Origin of the sequence: Mesorhizobium sp. ISC25 (assembly GCF_042295465.1) — a bacterium.
GTDB lineage: Bacteria > Pseudomonadota > Alphaproteobacteria > Rhizobiales > Rhizobiaceae > Mesorhizobium.
This window is the reverse complement of record NZ_CP135441.1, coordinates 1,686,256-1,701,821: the sequence shown is the minus strand read 5'-3', so window position 1 is coordinate 1,701,821 and position 15,566 is coordinate 1,686,256. Positions and strand designations below refer to the sequence as shown.

General features: G+C 63.2%; 15 protein-coding genes and 2 pseudogenes. 15 read left to right on the top strand and 2 right to left on the bottom strand.

Annotated features, from left to right (window positions below; genetic code table 11):
- Positions 1 to 278: 278 nt before the first annotated feature.
- The 12 genes and pseudogenes from glyA (at position 279) to RQ479_RS08650 (ending at position 10,994) form a co-directional block, all read left to right on the top strand.
- Positions 279 to 1,592 (top strand): serine hydroxymethyltransferase, encoded by a 1,314-nt coding sequence (gene glyA / locus RQ479_RS08705; protein ID WP_292658681.1) that lies wholly within the window; start codon positions 279 to 281, stop codon positions 1,590 to 1,592.
- 69 nt (positions 1,593 to 1,661) lie between these two features.
- A complete protein-coding gene (locus tag RQ479_RS08700; RefSeq protein WP_352465534.1) occupies positions 1,662 to 2,243 on the top strand; it encodes a hypothetical protein in 582 nt (193 codons plus the stop codon).
- Between the two features lie 153 nt (positions 2,244 to 2,396).
- Positions 2,397 to 2,906, top strand: coding sequence for a transcriptional regulator NrdR (gene nrdR / locus RQ479_RS08695; RefSeq protein ID WP_292658679.1), 510 nt, complete (start codon positions 2,397 to 2,399; stop codon positions 2,904 to 2,906).
- 2 nt (positions 2,907 to 2,908) lie between these two features.
- A complete protein-coding gene (gene ribD, locus RQ479_RS08690) occupies positions 2,909 to 4,039 on the top strand; it encodes a bifunctional diaminohydroxyphosphoribosylaminopyrimidine deaminase/5-amino-6-(5-phosphoribosylamino)uracil reductase RibD (protein WP_376704774.1) in 1,131 nt (376 codons plus the stop codon).
- A gap of 30 nt (positions 4,040 to 4,069) precedes the next feature.
- Positions 4,070 to 4,687, top strand: coding sequence for a riboflavin synthase (locus RQ479_RS08685; protein WP_376704773.1), 618 nt, complete (start codon positions 4,070 to 4,072; stop codon positions 4,685 to 4,687).
- Between the two features lie 130 nt (positions 4,688 to 4,817).
- Positions 4,818 to 5,312 carry a 6,7-dimethyl-8-ribityllumazine synthase gene (gene ribH / locus RQ479_RS08680; RefSeq protein WP_376704772.1) on the top strand — a complete coding sequence of 165 codons (495 nt, stop codon included), beginning with the start codon at positions 4,818 to 4,820 and terminating at the stop codon, positions 5,310 to 5,312.
- Positions 5,309 to 5,809 (top strand): transcription antitermination factor NusB, encoded by a 501-nt coding sequence (gene nusB, locus RQ479_RS08675; RefSeq protein ID WP_376704771.1) that lies wholly within the window; start codon positions 5,309 to 5,311, stop codon positions 5,807 to 5,809. Before ribH ends, nusB begins: the two co-directional genes overlap by 4 nt.
- Positions 5,806 to 7,023 carry an MFS transporter gene (locus RQ479_RS08670; protein ID WP_376704770.1) on the top strand — a complete coding sequence of 406 codons (1,218 nt, stop codon included), beginning with the start codon at positions 5,806 to 5,808 and terminating at the stop codon, positions 7,021 to 7,023. Before nusB ends, RQ479_RS08670 begins: the two co-directional genes overlap by 4 nt.
- A 159-nt stretch (positions 7,024 to 7,182) precedes the next feature.
- Positions 7,183 to 8,094, top strand: a complete 912-nt coding sequence (locus RQ479_RS08665; RefSeq protein ID WP_352465540.1) for an ABC transporter substrate-binding protein — start codon at positions 7,183 to 7,185, stop codon at positions 8,092 to 8,094.
- A 43-nt stretch (positions 8,095 to 8,137) separates the two neighbouring features.
- Positions 8,138 to 9,313, top strand: a complete 1,176-nt coding sequence (locus RQ479_RS08660; protein WP_376704769.1) for an ABC transporter permease — start codon at positions 8,138 to 8,140, stop codon at positions 9,311 to 9,313.
- A pseudogene (locus RQ479_RS08655) lies at positions 9,310 to 10,248 on the top strand (ABC transporter ATP-binding protein). Before RQ479_RS08660 ends, RQ479_RS08655 begins: the two are co-directional and overlap by 4 nt.
- Positions 10,245 to 10,994, top strand: a complete 750-nt coding sequence (locus tag RQ479_RS08650) for an ABC transporter permease (RefSeq protein WP_376704768.1) — start codon at positions 10,245 to 10,247, stop codon at positions 10,992 to 10,994. Before RQ479_RS08655 ends, RQ479_RS08650 begins: the two are co-directional and overlap by 4 nt.
- Positions 10,995 to 11,019: 25 nt before the next feature.
- On the opposite strand, the gene RQ479_RS08645 is transcribed toward RQ479_RS08650, so the two are convergent.
- Positions 11,020 to 11,253: a hypothetical protein gene (locus RQ479_RS08645; RefSeq protein ID WP_376704767.1), complete on the bottom strand. Its 234-nt coding sequence runs from the start codon at positions 11,251 to 11,253 to the stop codon at positions 11,020 to 11,022.
- A 79-nt stretch (positions 11,254 to 11,332) separates the two neighbouring features.
- On the opposite strand from RQ479_RS08645, the gene RQ479_RS08640 reads away from it, so the two are divergent.
- Positions 11,333 to 11,833 carry a DUF2165 family protein gene (locus RQ479_RS08640; RefSeq protein ID WP_376704766.1) on the top strand — a complete coding sequence of 167 codons (501 nt, stop codon included), beginning with the start codon at positions 11,333 to 11,335 and terminating at the stop codon, positions 11,831 to 11,833.
- Positions 11,834 to 12,084: 251 nt separating this feature from the next.
- Positions 12,085 to 14,225, top strand: a pseudogene (locus tag RQ479_RS08635) (sodium-translocating pyrophosphatase).
- Between the two features lie 119 nt (positions 14,226 to 14,344).
- Here the strand turns inward: RQ479_RS08635 and RQ479_RS08630 are convergent.
- A complete protein-coding gene (locus RQ479_RS08630) occupies positions 14,345 to 14,878 on the bottom strand; it encodes an outer membrane protein assembly factor BamE (protein WP_376704765.1) in 534 nt (177 codons plus the stop codon).
- A gap of 114 nt (positions 14,879 to 14,992) precedes the next feature.
- Here RQ479_RS08630 and RQ479_RS08625 point away from each other — a divergent pair, with 114 nt between their 5' ends.
- Positions 14,993 to 15,550, top strand: coding sequence for a ubiquinol-cytochrome C chaperone family protein (locus RQ479_RS08625; RefSeq protein WP_352465548.1), 558 nt, complete (start codon positions 14,993 to 14,995; stop codon positions 15,548 to 15,550).
- Positions 15,551 to 15,566: the final 16 nt, after the last annotated feature.

Genomic DNA, 15,566 nt, shown 5'->3' with positions numbered 1-15,566 from the left:
AAAGGCCGCCGGAAGGGCGGCCTTTTTTATTGTCGCCGTCGTGCTCTGAGCTTTGCGCATGATTCCGAAAATCGGTTCGCTACGGATCATATGCAAATCATGCGGCGCTGTTCAGGAGATCACGCGAAGCGCTGCTGCCGGCCGGCAGGCGAGGAAATTAACGTGCTTTCAGGGGGGCTGCCGCAATCCGGCCAGCAAATTTCGCGCTGCAAACGTGGCGGGCCGAAAGCAACTGTGTTAATGGCGCGACAGACCCCGAACCTTGAGGATTTCAGCCCATGGCAACAGCAGCGGCAGTGTCGAACAAATTCGAATCCTTCTTCGAAACCACGCTTGCCGATGCCGACCCCGAGATTTTCGGCGCCATCCGCAACGAACTCGGCCGCCAGCGCCACGAGATCGAGTTGATTGCCTCGGAAAACATTGTCTCGCGCGCCGTGCTCGAGGCGCAAGGGTCGATCATGACCAACAAATATGCCGAGGGCTATCCGGGCAAGCGCTACTATGGCGGCTGCCAATTCGTCGATGTCGCCGAGGAACTGGCCATCGAACGCGCGAAAAAGCTGTTCGGCTGCAACTTCGCCAACGTCCAGCCGAATTCCGGCAGCCAGATGAACCAGGCGGTGTTCCTGGCGCTGCTGCAGCCCGGCGACACCTTCATGGGCCTCGACCTCAATTCCGGCGGGCACCTGACGCATGGCTCGCCGGTCAATATGAGCGGCAAATGGTTCAAGGTTGTCTCCTATGGCGTGCGCAGGGAAGATCATCTGCTCGACATGGACGCGATCGAGAAGACCGCCCATGAGACCAGGCCGAAGCTGATCCTGGCTGGCGGCACCGCCTATTCACGCGTCTGGGACTGGAAGCGTTTTCGCGAGATCGCCGATTCGATCGGTGCCTATCTGATGGTCGACATGGCCCACATCGCCGGCCTGGTCGCCGGCGGCATGCATCCTTCGCCGCTGCCGCATGCCCACGTGGTTACCACCACGACGCACAAATCGCTGCGCGGCCCGCGCGGCGGCATGATCCTTTGCAACGACGAGGATATTGCCAAAAAGATGAATTCGGCCGTCTTCCCCGGCCTGCAGGGTGGACCGCTGATGCATGTCATCGCCGCCAAGGCGGTGGCTCTGGGCGAAGCGCTGAAGCCGAGCTTCAAGATCTATGCCGAGAGCGTCGTCGCCAACGCCAAGGCGCTGGCCTCCAGTCTGCAGGAAACCGGTCTCGACATCGTCTCCGGCGGCACCGACAACCATCTGATGCTGGTCGACCTGCGCCCCAAGAACGCCACCGGCAAGCGCGCCGAGGCTGCCCTTGGCCGCGCCAACATCACCTGCAACAAGAACGGCATCCCCTTCGACCCGGAAAAGCCTTTCGTCACCTCCGGCGTTCGGCTCGGCACGCCGGCCGGCACCACGCGCGGCTTCGGCCAGGCCGAGTTCCGCGAGATCGGCAAGCTGATCGCCGAAGTGCTGGATGGACTGAAAGTCGCCAATTCCGACGAGGGCAATGCGGCCGTCGAGGCAGCCGTGAAGACCAAGGTGGCGGCATTGACGGATCGTTTTCCGCTTTACCCGTATCTTGGTTGACGCAGGGCGTCGTTCCCCAACTGTGACGGCGCCGATCAACTGGGCACGGCGGCATCTCGGAGAGGCTTGATGATGATGCGAATTTTCCGTTTCGCCAGCGTTGGCGCCTTGCTCACCTTAGCCATCTCGCAGCAGTCCGACGCCGCCTTGGCGCAGACCGAGCCGACGCCAGCAGCACCCAAGACAGAGACCTTCGGCAGGTGGTCCACCACGGTGGACGAGGTCAACACCGGCGAGGATGTGCGCAAGACCTGCGCCGCCTCGACGGTCTTTTTCGACGCTAACGGGACCAGTGGCACCCTCACGCTGGCCATCTCGAATGGCGACGTACTGCCACCAGAGGGCTATCCGAGCCTCATCATCGCCGTGAAAAACAGTGACTTGCCCAAGGGTGACAACATCCCGGCCGTGTTCCGCGACGTCAACGACAAGATCAAGGCTGGTTTTCATCTTATCGCCGACGGACAGTGGATAATGAACAACAAGCCCGAGACCACGCTTGCCATACTGCGTGCCATGCGTCGTACCAGCGCCCTCGATGTTAGCTTCGCCGACAAGCCGGTCGCGACCATATCGATGGACGGCTTCACCAAGGCCTATCGCTATCTCGGCACGTCCTGCGGCTTCCCGACCGGCGACGTCGCTCCCTGATTGGCGTATTGCCGTCCAACTGATTGCCGCTCTCGCAATTCTCCTCGTGCCTCGCTATCTCTGAGGCGCGATCGGTCATCGGCCATACTTTGCCATCCTGGCAAAAACCTCTAAGCCTGTCGCTCCACGAGAATCGCGAACCGAAGGCTCTCCATGCGCTGTCCCTACTGCCAGTCCGAAGATACGCAGGTGAAGGATTCGCGGCCCGCCGAAGACGGCGCGGCGATCCGCAGGCGGCGCGTCTGCCCGGATTGCGGCGGCCGCTTCACCACTTTCGAGCGGGTACAGCTGCGCGACCTCGTCGTGGTGAAGAAGTCTGGACGCAAGGTGCCGTTCGACCGCGACAAGCTGCTGCGCTCGGTCGAAATCGCGGTACGCAAGCGCAATGTCGATCCCGAGCGCATCGACCGCGCGGTGACCGGCATCGTGCGCCAGCTCGAGAGCTCGGGCGAGACCGAAGTCGCATCCGGCGAAGTGGGCCGGCTGGTCATGGAGGCACTGAAGTCACTCGATGATGTCGCCTATGTGCGCTTTGCCTCCGTCTACCGTAATTTCCGCGAGGCCAAGGATTTCCACGATGTGTTGGGTGAGCTCAAGGGCGACGAGCTCAAAACTGACGAGCCTAGGGGCGAAGAGCTGAAGAGCGAAGAGGACGCCGGCTGAGCATGGCAAGGTCCGAGCGCAGCACGGCGGAGCAAGAGGTCCTCGATCGCCGCTATATGGCGGCAGCCCTCAGGCTGTCGCGCAAAAATGCCGGCCGGACCTCGACCAATCCTTCCGTCGGCACGCTGATCGTACGCGACGACGGCGCCGGGCCGATGATCGTCGGCAGCGGCGTCACGGCCGTCGGCGGCCGGCCGCATGCCGAGACCGAGGCTTTGGCGGAGGCCGGCGAACTGGCGCGCGGCGCCACCGCCTATGTAACGCTGGAGCCCTGCGCCCATCACGGCCGCACGCCGCCTTGCGCCAATGCGCTGGTCAGTGCCGGCGTGACTCGTGTGGTTGGCGCTGCCAGCGATCCGGACCCGCGTGTTTCCGGCAAGGGCTATGCAATCTTGCACGCCGCTGGCGTCGAGGTGGTGGAAAAAGTGCTGGCGGCCGAGGCCGCGGAGCAGATGGCCGGCTATTTGATTCGATCTCTGAAAAAACGTCCGGAAGTGATCCTGAAGCTTGCGCTTTCGAGCGACAACAAGATCGGCGTGAAAGGCGAGGGGCAGGTCTCCATCACCGGCGACATCGCCCGGCGCGAAGTCTATCTGATGCGCGCCGAAGCCGATGGCATATTGATCGGCATCGGCACGGCACTGGAGGACGATCCGGCGCTGACGGTTAGGCTTCCGGGACTGGAGAGCCGTTCGCCGGCGCGCATCGTGCTCGACCGTCAGATCAGGCTACCCGAGACTTCGAAACTGGTCGCCGGCGTCGACCGTGTGCCGCTCTATATCGCTGCCTGCGCCGAGGCCGATCCGCACCGGCGCGCCGCGCTCGAACGCGCCGGCGTTCGCTTCATCGGCACTGAGACGTATGAAGGCGATATTGCGTTGCCAGAACTGCTCGAGGATCTGGCGGCGCTCGGCATGGCCAGCCTCCTGGTCGAGGGCGGCGCCAGGGTGGCCAAGGCGTTCCTCGATGAACAACTGGTTGATCGCATCGTGCTGTTTCGGGGGCCGGACGCGATCGGCGAGGGCGGCATAGTATCGCCAATCGATGCCAACAATATCCCACCGGGATTTCGCAAATTGCGCAACATGCGTTTCGGCGAAGACGCATATGCGGAATGGATAAGAGACATCTAGGACCGAACTGATGTTCACGGGGCCAAACTAATGTTCACTGGAATCATCACCGATGTCGGCACCGTCGCTGCCGTGAAGCCGCTCAGGGAAGGCGTAGGTTTGCGTATCGACACCGCCTACGATCCGCAGACCATTGCCATCGGCGCCTCGATTTCCTGCGGCGGCGTCTGCCTGACGGTGACGGGATTGCCGGAAGATGGCGCCAACGCACGTTGGTTCGAGGTCGAGGCCTGGGAAGAGGCGCTCAGGCTGACGACCGCGATGGGCTGGAAATCCGGCACGCGTATCAACCTGGAGCGGGCGCTGAAGATCGGCGACGAGCTTGGCGGCCATATCGTGTCAGGCCATGTCGACGGCATGGCCGAGATCGTGGCCCGCAAGGAAGAGGGTGACGCCGTGCGCTTTACCCTGGATGCACCGCGCGAGCTTGCCAAATTCATCGCCCCCAAGGGTTCCGTCGCACTCGACGGCACTTCGCTAACCGTCAACAAGGTCGAAGGCACCCGCTTCGACGTGCTGTTGATCCACCATTCGCTGACCGTTACCACCTGGGGCGAACGCCAGGTCGGCGACTGGGTCAATCTCGAGATCGACACCATGGCCCGCTATGCGGCGCGATTGGTGGAGGCGGCGAAGGAGGGACTTTGAGGCGGTCGTCCATAAAGCCCATTCCCTAATGCGACCGCCACCGGGTTGGCCTTGAACGTTCCTTCGGCAATCTTCCGCTTGCGATCAAACCGGCTTCGGCCTAAGTCACCGGCGATCCCCGGAGACATCTATGGCAGGCACATCCCAACACGGCAAAGCGTTCATCCGTCCGAAGAAGAAGGCCCACCTTCTTGTCATCGAGGCGCGCTTTCACGACGATCTTGCCGACGCGTTGCTCGAAGGCGCGACCAGCGTGCTCGATGAAGCGGGCGCGACATACGATGTCGTCACCGTTCCTGGCTCGCTCGAAATCCCGGCGGTGATTTCCTTCGCACTCGACGGTGCCTCCGAAGGCGGGACGAACTATGACGGTTTCGTCGCCCTCGGCACGGTGATCCGCGGCGACACTTATCATTTCGATATCGTCGCCAATGAATCCAGCCGTGCCCTGATGGACCTGTCCGTGCAGGATGCGGTCTGCATCGGCAACGGCATCCTGACCACCGAAAACGACGAACAGGCCTGGACACGGGCCAGGCGTTCGGAAGGCGACAAGGGCGGCTTTGCGGCGCGTGCGGCGCTGACCATGATCGCTCTAAAGGAACAGCTGGGAGAGCGAACGTGAGCGAACCCGCTTTGCCCGGCCAGCCTGCGGTTCGCCATGCCAACAAGCGCGGTGCCGCCCGTCTGGCCGCTGTGCAGGCGCTCTACCAGATGGACGTCGCCGGCAGCGGTGTGTTTGAGATCACCGCCGAATACGAGGCGTTCAGGCTCGGCAAGGAAGTCGACGGCGCGCTCTATCGCGAAGCCGATGCGCAATGGTTCCGCGCCATTCTTGCCGGCGTTGTCGAGCACCAGAAGACGATCGATCCAGTCATCCGACAGGCGCTGACCGAGGACTGGCCGCTGTCGAGGCTCGATTCGACATTGCGCGCCATATTGCGCGCCGGCGTCTACGAGCTGATGCAACGCGAGGACGTGCCGGTGGCGGTCATCGTCTCCGAATATGTCGACATCGCCAAGGCATTTTACGAAGAAGACGAGCCGAAACTGGTCAATGCGGTGCTTGATCGCGTGTCGCGCCGGGTGCGTGGCGAGGGCCGCGGCAAGGACGCCTCATGACTGCTGTCGTCGCCGTTGAGGCGGGCAAGGAAGCGCGTCGTACCGCCTTCATCCTCGCAGCCTCGCAGGCGATCATCGGCTCGGCCGCACCCATCGCCATTTCGATGGGCGGATTGGCCGGGCAGTACCTGCTCGACGCCGACAAGTCGCTGGCAACCGCGCCGATCACCGGTTTCAATGTCGGCGTGGCGCTCGGTTCCCTGCCGGCCGCGGCGATCATCCGCCGGCTCGGCCAGCGCGACGGTTTCATGACCGGCACGGCGGTGACAGCACTTGGCGGCCTGGTCGCCACGCTGGCGCTGTTTCATGCCAGCTTCTGGCTGTTCGCTTTCGGCTTGGCCGTGATCGGGATCGGCGGCGCCTTCGTCCAGCAGTTCCGCTTTGCGGCCGCCGACAATGCGCCGCCTGAATTCAAGGCGCGCGCCATCTCCTTCGTGCTGGCCGGCGGCATCGTCACGGCCATCCTTGGGCCGCAGATCGTCATCTTCACCGGCGATCTGTTCTCGCCGGTGAAGTTTGCCGGCTCGTTTGCGTCCATCCTGGTGCTGGCGGCGGTCGGCGCCGCCATTCTCTCTTTGTTGCGCATCCCGGCCAAGGCAACCGACAAGGTGGAAATCGCCGACAGCGACGCCCGGCCGCTCTCAGAAATCGTCACCAGGCCGCGCTTCGTCGCGGCGCTGTTTTGCGCCGTCGGCAGCTACGCGCTGATGAGCTTCGTCATGACCGGAGCGCCGCTGGCCATGGTCGGCTGCGGCCTGTCGACCGACGACGCCACGCTCGGCATTTCCTGGCACGTCATGGCGATGTTCGCGCCGAGCTTCTTTACGGGGTCGCTGATCCATCGTTTTGGCGCGGAGCGGATCGTGGCCATCGGCCTGGTGCTGCTCATTGGCTGCGGTATAGTCGCGCTGTCGGGGTTGGCACTGTGGCAGTTCTGGACGACGCTGATCCTGCTCGGCCTCGGCTGGAACTTCAGCTTCATCGGCGCCACCGCCATGGTGGCCGACAGCTACCAGCCGTCCGAAAAAGGCAAGGTCCAGGGGTTCCACGATTTCGTCCTGTTCGGCTCCGTCGCCTTCGCCTCACTGATGTCGGGGGCGGTCTACAATGCCTGGGGCTGGGAGATGCTGAACTGGATGATTTTCCCGGTCGTCGTGCTGTGCTTCGTGGCACTGGGCGTGTTGAAGATGACGGGCTTGCGCGCGGCCAACTGACGTCACGCTGTCGGGACGGCGCGGCAGCGGAGTCACTCGCATTCGAACAAAATTATTGCGCCCATCCCTCTTCTTATGAAACCGTGTACCCCGACGGGGCATCGAAGCCATGCTCATATGCGGCAGCCGTATTCCGGTTCACAGCAAGGGATTTGTGAGATGTTTTCAATCAAGGTTCTGGCCGGTGCTGTACTGGCGCTCGGCATCACGGCAGCCTCGGCAAGCGCCCAGGTGGTGGTGTCGTCGAAGATCGACACCGAGGGCGGTGTGCTCGGCAACATCATCCAGCTGGTGCTGAACGCCAACAATATCCAGACCACCGACCGCATCCAGCTCGGCGGCACGCCCGTGGTACGCAAGGCGATTACAGCCGGCGAGATCGACATCTATCCGGAATACACCGGCAACGCCGCCTTCTTCTTCGAGAAGGCCGACGATCCGGTCTGGAAAGATGCCGCCAAGGCGTACGAGACTGCCAAGAAGCTCGACTACGACGCCAACAAGATCGTCTGGCTGTCCCCGTCACCGGCCAACAACACCTGGGCGATCGCCCTGCGCAAGGAGGTCGCCGAGACCAACAAGCTTGTGACGCTGTCCGACTTCGGCAAATACGTTTCGGGCAGCGGCAAGGTGGTGCTGGCGGCCTCCGCCGAGTTCGTCAATTCGGCGGCCGCGCTGCCCGCTTTCCAGACGACCTATGGCTTCACACTGAAGCCGGACCAGTTGATCACGCTCTCGGGCGGCGACACGGCGGCGACCATTGCCGCTGCGGCCAACCAGACTAACGGCGCCAACGCCGCCATGGTCTATGGCACCGACGGCGGCATCGCGCCTTCCGGCCTCGTCGTGCTTGAAGACGACAAGGGTGTGCAGCCGGTCTATCAGCCGGCGCCGATCATCCGCGAGGCGGTGCTGAAGGAGCATCCCGAAATCGAGACGCTGCTGAAGCCGGTCTTCGCCAAGCTCGATCTCGTCACGCTGCAGGAGTTGAATGGCCGCGTGCAGGTTGGCGGCGAGCCGGTCAAGGGCGTCGCTGAGGACTTTTTGAAAAAGAACGGCTTCCTGAAGTAAGGCGATTCCGGCGCGCCGCTTTCGAGGTGCGCCGGATCGGCCGATGGGGGAGGGCGTGCGCATCCGGTTCGACAAGCTCGGCGTGGTCATCGCGGCGATATCAGCCTATGCGGCTTTTGCGGCACCATTTGCCACGTTCCGCGCCAATCGCATCGTACCCGGCGAGGCGCGCTCGATCCTCGAATCTTTGCCTGCGACGGTCGGTCCGCTATTGATGGCGATTGTTGTCGCAGCGGCGCTCATTGCGCTGCTGAAAACGCCGCTTGCTCTACGCCTCGCCGCCAGTGTGGTTGCACTTGGGGCGCTGGCGCTGCTGATCGGCGTTGCCGGCAGCTTCCTGACGCCCGCCGGCAACACCTTCGCCCGTATCTCGCCGGCTTCGGGCTTCTGGCTGCTTATCTTCGCCTTCACGCTTCTGCTCGCCGACGTGCTTACAAGGCTGAACCTGTCGCCGCAGGCACGGGTCGGCGTGCTTGTTGTCGCCGCAGCGGCGATCGGCCTGCTGCTGGTCTCGGGGAGCTGGAACAGCCTGTCGATCCTCAAGGAATATTTCAATCGCGCAGATAGTTTTTGGGCGGAAGGCTCCAAGCACGCGACGTTGGCGCTGGGTTCACTGGCGGCAGCAGTAATTATCGGCTTGCCGCTAGGCATCCTTTGCCACCGCGTCGAGAAATTGCGGGCCGGTGTGCTCAACGTACTGAACATCATCCAGACTATTCCTTCGATCGCGCTGTTCGGCCTCTTGATCGCACCGCTCGGCTGGGTTGCTTCGCATGTGCCGGGAGCTGCCGCGCTCGGCATTCGCGGCATCGGCACAGCGCCGGCTTTCGTCGCCCTGTTCCTTTATTCGCTGCTGCCGGTGGTGGCCAACACCGTGGTCGGTCTTGCCGGTGTGCCGCGTGCCGCCAACGACGCAGCGCGCGGCATGGGCATGACCGACCGCCAGCGGCTGTTCGGCGTCGAGTTTCCGCTGGCCTTCCCGGTGATCCTCACCGGCATCCGCATCGTGCTGGTGCAGAATATCGGTCTCGCTACGATTGCGGCGCTGATCGGCGGCGGCGGCTTTGGCGTGTTCGTGTTCCAGGGCGTCGGCCAGACGGCGATGGACCTGGTGCTGCTCGGTGCCGTGCCCACGGTGGCGCTGGCCTTCGCCGCCGCTATCATCCTCGATGCAGTGATCGAAATGACCGCCGGCAAGCGCAGGGTTGAAACGGCATGATCGAGATCGAAGGCATTACCAAACGCTACGGCGAGACGACAGTCGTCGACGACGTGTCGATAGTAATCGAGCCGCGCAGCATCGCCGTCATCGTCGGCACCTCCGGCTCCGGCAAGACGACGCTGCTTCGCATGATCAACCGGCTGGTCGAGCCGACATCGGGCGTGATCAAGCTCGACGGCGTAGACAACCGCTCGGTGCCGGATTACGAGCTGCGTCGCAGCATCGGCTATGCCATCCAGGGCCACGGCCTGTTTCCGCATCGCACGGTGGCGCAGAACATCGCCACTGTGCCGGTATTGCTTGGCTGAGATGCCAACCGCATCAAGGCCCGCGTCGACGAGCTGATGACGCTCTACCAACTCGACCCCGAAGCCTACGGGCCACGCTATCCGCATGAGCTTTCCGGCGGCCAGCAGCAGCGCGTCGGCGTCGCCCGCGCGCTTGCCGCGGAACCCAACGTGCTGTTGATGGATGAGCCGTTCGGCGCGCTCGATCCGATCATCCGCAACAAGGCGCAGGAGGATCTGCTGGCGATCCAGAAGCGCTTCGGCACCACCATCATCCTTGTCACCCATGACATGGAAGAGGCTGTTCACATGGGCGACAAGATCGCAGTGATGGATGGCGGCAAAGTGGTGCAATATGCCGGGCCGGCCGAGATACTGGCAAAACCGGCCAGTGCGTTTGTCGAAACCCTGGTAGGTGCGAGCGAAAAACCGTTCCGGCTGTTGTCGCTTGGCCGGGTCCGCGACGCGGTGGAAAAAGGCACCGCCGAAGGCGAGGCGATCCCCGGTGATGCCAGCCAGCGCGACGCGCTCGCCGAACTCCTGTGGTCGGGCCGCCCGGCGCTGCCGGTGAAAGATACCGACGGCAAGCCGCTTGGCCGCGTCACGGTGGACGGGCTGGTTAAGCGAGCGGCGAGGCCGGCATGAAGGCTTGGCTTCCCTCGCTGCTCAGGCTTGCCCTGGTGGTGGTGCTTATTGCCTTCGTCACCAATCCCGGCTGGTTCGAACCGCTGCTGAAGCCGCTGACAGAGAACAACGCGCCGGTAATCTACAATCAGGGCAGCCTGTTGACGCTGACGCTGCTGCATCTGCGGACCGTGCTGATCGCGACGGTTGCCGCGACAATCGTTGCGGTCGCGCTCGCCATTCTGGTCACCAGGCCAGCCGGCGCCGAATTCCTGCCGCTGTCGCGCAGCCTGGTCAATATAGGCCAGACCTTTCCGCCGGTGGCGGTACTGGCGCTTGCCGTGCCGGCGGTCGGCTTCGGCGAAAAGCCGACGCTGATTGCGCTGTTTCTCTATGGCCTGCTGCCGATCTTCGAGAATGCGCTGACCGGCCTGACGACGCTGCCGGCCAACGTCGTCGAGGCGGCGCATGGCGCCGGGATGTCCGGCTGGCAAAGGCTGGTCAAGATCGAGCTGCCGCTCAGCGCGCCGATCATTCTCGGCGGCATCCGGCTTTCGGTGGTGATCAGCCTCGCCACCGCGACCATCGGCTCGACGGTGGCAGCGAGGACACTGGGCGAGGTGATCATCGCCGGCCTGCTGTCGAACAACCTCGCCTTCATCCTGCAGGGCGGCCTGATCGTCGCCGCCCTTGCCGTGCTGATCTATGACGGGCTGTCGGCGATCGAGCGCTACACGGGCCGGCGCATGGGACGCGAGGCCGAGTAACCTCTCGGGGCGAAGTTCGTTTCTTTCAGCGGCCGGTTGAACGCGCTGGATGATCGAGCGTCAGTTCGAGCGTGGTGCCCGTCTCGCTGGCGATCCAGCGGCGGCGGATGATGGCGAAATCGTGCTGTGTGCCGGCTCTAACCACAGAGACCAAGTCGCCCACCGCGCAATCACTGTCGAGATCGAGGACTTCGACAGTCTCGGCAATGTCTTGCTTGCCGGCATAATGTCTCGCAATGGCTGTGAGCACGATGGTCACTGGCCCACCCGTTGCGCGATCTTCGGGACTCGGCGATTGATGAGTGCGCTGCCCCGATCTTTCAGCAGGAGTTCTTGCCATGACCGCGCGCTTCTCCAAGATCGTCATGTGTTTGTGTCTGGCGGCTTTCGCCTTCCTCGTCGCCTTCGGCAACATCACCGATTACGGCTCAAACTTCGCCTTTGTCCAGCATGTGCTGAGCATGGACACGACCTTTCCCGGCAATGCGCTGATGTACCGCTCGATCACCACCCCGGCCTTGTGGACGGCGGGCTACTGGCTGATCATTATTGGCGAGGCGCTGACCTGTCTGCTCTACCTGATCGCCGCCTGGCAACTCTGGCAGGCGCGCAACGCCAGCGGAGAAGCTTTCAACGACGCCAAGAAGTTCGCCATCATTGCCGCCACCATGGGCTTCCTCGTTTGGTATTTCGGCTTCATGGTCGTTGGCGGCGAGTGGTTCGCCATGTGGCAGTCTTCGACATGGAATGGTCAGGAGGCGGCGTTCAAATTCTACATGACCATGCTGGTGGTGCTGGTCTTCGTCATCCAGCCGGACGGCGACCCGCGCAAAGCCTGACGGCCGTTCGCCGATTTCGATCGAACTAACCGGACGGCAGTGTCGATAGGCGCACTGCCGTCCAGCGTTTTGGACGAAACCCGGGATCTTTTGGGCGAAAGCCGGACAGGAACCGAACAATATCTTGACGTTCCGAGCCCTGTTTCGCATAAGCCGCTGCGAGGGGACGGATTCCGGTTGCGGAAATTCGTCCCTGTCTCAACGGCCCGGGGAGGGGTTCTTTTGGGCCACCAATCGAGGAAAATTCGGCAATGACCATAATTTCAGCTGTCATCGCCTGCGGTCTGCTTTCAGTCCTTTACGCCATCTGGGCGACACGTTCGGTTCTCGCGGCCGATCAGGGCAATGCACGCATGCAGGAAATTTCCGCGGCCATCCGCGAAGGCGCTCAGGCTTATCTGGCGCGCCAGTACACCACCATCGCCATCGTCGGCGTCGTGGTCCTGCTGCTCGCCTGGTGGCTGCTTTCGATCACCGCCGCCATCGGCTTCCTGATCGGCGCCGTTCTATCGGGTGCCGCCGGCTTCATCGGCATGCACGTCTCGGTGCGCGCCAATGTGCGCACCGCGCAGGCAGCTTCCAACAGCCTCGCTGCCGGCCTCGAGATCGCCTTCAAGTCGGGCGCTATCACTGGCATGCTGGTTGCTGGCCTGGCCCTGCTCGGCGTCTCGATCTACTACCTGATCCTGACCCAGTTCATGGGTCTGCAGCCCAACGATCGCGTCGTCATCGACTCGCTTGTTTCGCTCGGCTTCGGCGCCTCGCTGATCTCGATCTTCGCCCGTCTTGGCGGCGGCATCTTCACAAAAGGCGCCGACGTCGGCGGGGATCTCGTCGGCAAGGTTGAAGCCGGCATTCCCGAAGACGATCCACGCAATCCGGCGACCATTGCCGACAATGTCGGCGACAATGTCGGCGATTGCGCCGGCATGGCCGCCGACCTGTTCGAGACCTATGCGGTAACCGTCGTCGCCACCATGGTGCTCGCCGCCATCTTCTTCGCGGCACCGCCGTTCTCAGCTCGGCTATGCTCTATCCGCTGGCCATCTGCGGCGCCTGCATCCTGACCTCGATCGTCGGCACCTTCTTCGTCAAGCTCGGTTCCAGTGGCTCGATCATGGGCGCGCTCTACAAGGGCCTGATCGTCACCGGCCTGCTGTCGATCGTCGGCCTTGCCGTCGCCACTTCGGCATGTATCGGCTGGGGCGAGATCGGCACCGTCGCCGGCATGGCCATCACCGGCACGAACCTGTTCATCTGCGGCCTGGTCGGCCTTTTGGTAACCGGCCTGATCGTGGTGATCACCGAATATTATACCGGCACCGACAAGCGCCCGGTGAACTCGATCGCCCAGGCCTCGGTCACCGGTCACGGCACCAACGTCATCCAGGGCCTAGCGGTCTCTCTGGAATCGACGGCGTTGCCGGCGATCGTCATCGTCGGCGGCATCATCTCGACATACCAGCTTGCCGGCCTCTACGGCACGGCGATCGCGGTGACAACGATGCTTGGCCTCGCCGGCATGATCGTCGCGCTCGACGCCTTCGGCCCGGTCACCGACAATGCCGGCGGCATTGCCGAAATGGCCGGCCTGCCCAAGGAAGTGCGCCAGTCCACCGACGCGCTCGACGCTGTCGGCAACACCACCAAGGCGGTAACCAAGGGCTACGCTATCGGTTCGGCCGGCCTCGGCGCGCTGGTGCTGTTCGCGGCCTACTCTAACGACCTGAAGTTCTTTGCCGCCAATGGCGACAAATACCCCTACTTCCAGGGCATGGGCGACGTCTCCTTCGACCTCTCCAATCCTTACGTCGTCGCCGGCCTGATCTTCGGTGGCCTGATCCCGTATCTGTTCGGCGGCATCGCCATGACCGCCGTCGGCCGCGCCGCGGGTGCTATCGTCCAGGAGGTGCGCAAGCAGTTCCGCGAGGATCCGGGCATCATGGCCGGCACCTCGAAGCCGAACTATGCGCGCGCCGTCGACCTTCTGACCAAGGCAGCGATCCGGGAGATGATCGTTCCGTCATTGCTGCCGGTGCTGGCGCCGCTGGTGGTCTATTTCGGCGTCCTCCTGATCTCCGGTTCGAAGGCATCCGCCTTTGCCGCGCTCGGCGCCTCGCTGCTCGGCGTCATCGTCAACGGCCTTTTCGTCGCCATCTCGATGACCTCCGGCGGCGGTGCCTGGGACAACGCCAAGAAGTCGTTCGAAGATGGTTTCGTCGACAAGGACGGCCTCAAGCACCTCAAGGGCTCCGAAGCGCACAAGGCCTCGGTGACCGGCGACACGGTCGGCGATCCCTACAAGGATACTGCCGGCCCGGCGGTCAACCCGGCGATCAAGATCACCAACATCGTCGCGCTGCTGTTGCTGGCCGTTCTCGCGCACGGCTAAGCTCAGCCGCTACGCCTCAAGACAAAACCCGCGGGATCGCTCCCGCGGGTTTTTCGTTGCCTGAGATGTGCCGCTTACAGGGAAGCGAAAGGAACGAAAGCCGATATCGCCGGGGTGGATCAGCTGCCGCCGAGCGTGCTGCCGCCGCTGGCGCCCGGAATACCAGGCGCCAGCTTGCTGGCGCCACTGATGATCTGGCTGAGGAAGTTCTGGTCCTTGCCGCCGGTCGGCGTGGTGCGCGAGATGAAGTCGAACACCTTGCCGTCCTTCAGGCCGTAATTGGCTATCTGGGTGACGCGCCCGTCATCGCCAAAATAGACCGCCAGCACATGCTGGTCGACCAGCCGCGGCTTGTCGAAGGCGACATAGCGCTTGCGCGTCTGCGAAATGTAATAAAAGGCCTCGTTGTCGAAGGTCGCCTTCGTCGAGGGAGTGCCGAGCGCCAGCAGCACCTGTTCGCGACTTGAGCCGACCGGCACCAGGTCGATCGCCTGCTGGTCGATGACGTAGCCCTGCGTCAGCGTCTCGCTCGGATTGAGATCGCCGATCATCTTGGACGAATTGCAGGCGGAAAGCGCCGCGGCGATCACCAGCAGCGAAACCGCACCGGCGGGCCTGGGCAGGAAAGTCGACTTGAATTTCAGCGCGCGCAACTACAACTCCATAAGCTGGCCGCAACTTGCGCTGGGCCGCAAAACCGGTAAACCAGCTTGCTTGCCGATGCAACAAGGCCACTTCAACAAACGGTCCCGGGAGACCACCCTCAAATGTTCCAGCGCCTCTTTGGCCGCGAACGACATGCCAACCGCGCCATCACCGAGGCGCTTTACGCACAAATCGTGGCGGCGGCGCGGCAAACGGTGTTTTATTCCGCCTGGAACGTGCCGGACACACCGCTCGGCCGCTTCGAGATGCTGTCGTTGCACATGTTCCTGTTCCAGCACCGGTTGCGCGGCGAGGGTGGTGCTGCGGCAGAGGTTGCGCAGGTGCTGATCGACGAGTTCTTCATGGATGTCGAACATTCGCTGCGGGAATTGGGCATTGGCGACGTCGGCGTGCCGAAGCGCATGCGGAAACTGGCGAAGATGTTCTATGGCCGCACCGCCGCCTATGACGATGCGCTGCAACGAAATGACCATGATGCACTTGCCGCCGCCCTTGCCCGCAATGTCAGGCCCGACGCCGGCGCCTGGCCGCAAGCGTCGCAACTGGCACTCTATGCCGCCGATGCATCAAGGCAACTCACGGAACAGCCGACCGAATCGATCGTTTCCGGCACGGTGGCATTTCCCGTGGCCAACTCTGAGCGATGGCGGGCCGAGTGAAGGCGGCGAAGTGGAG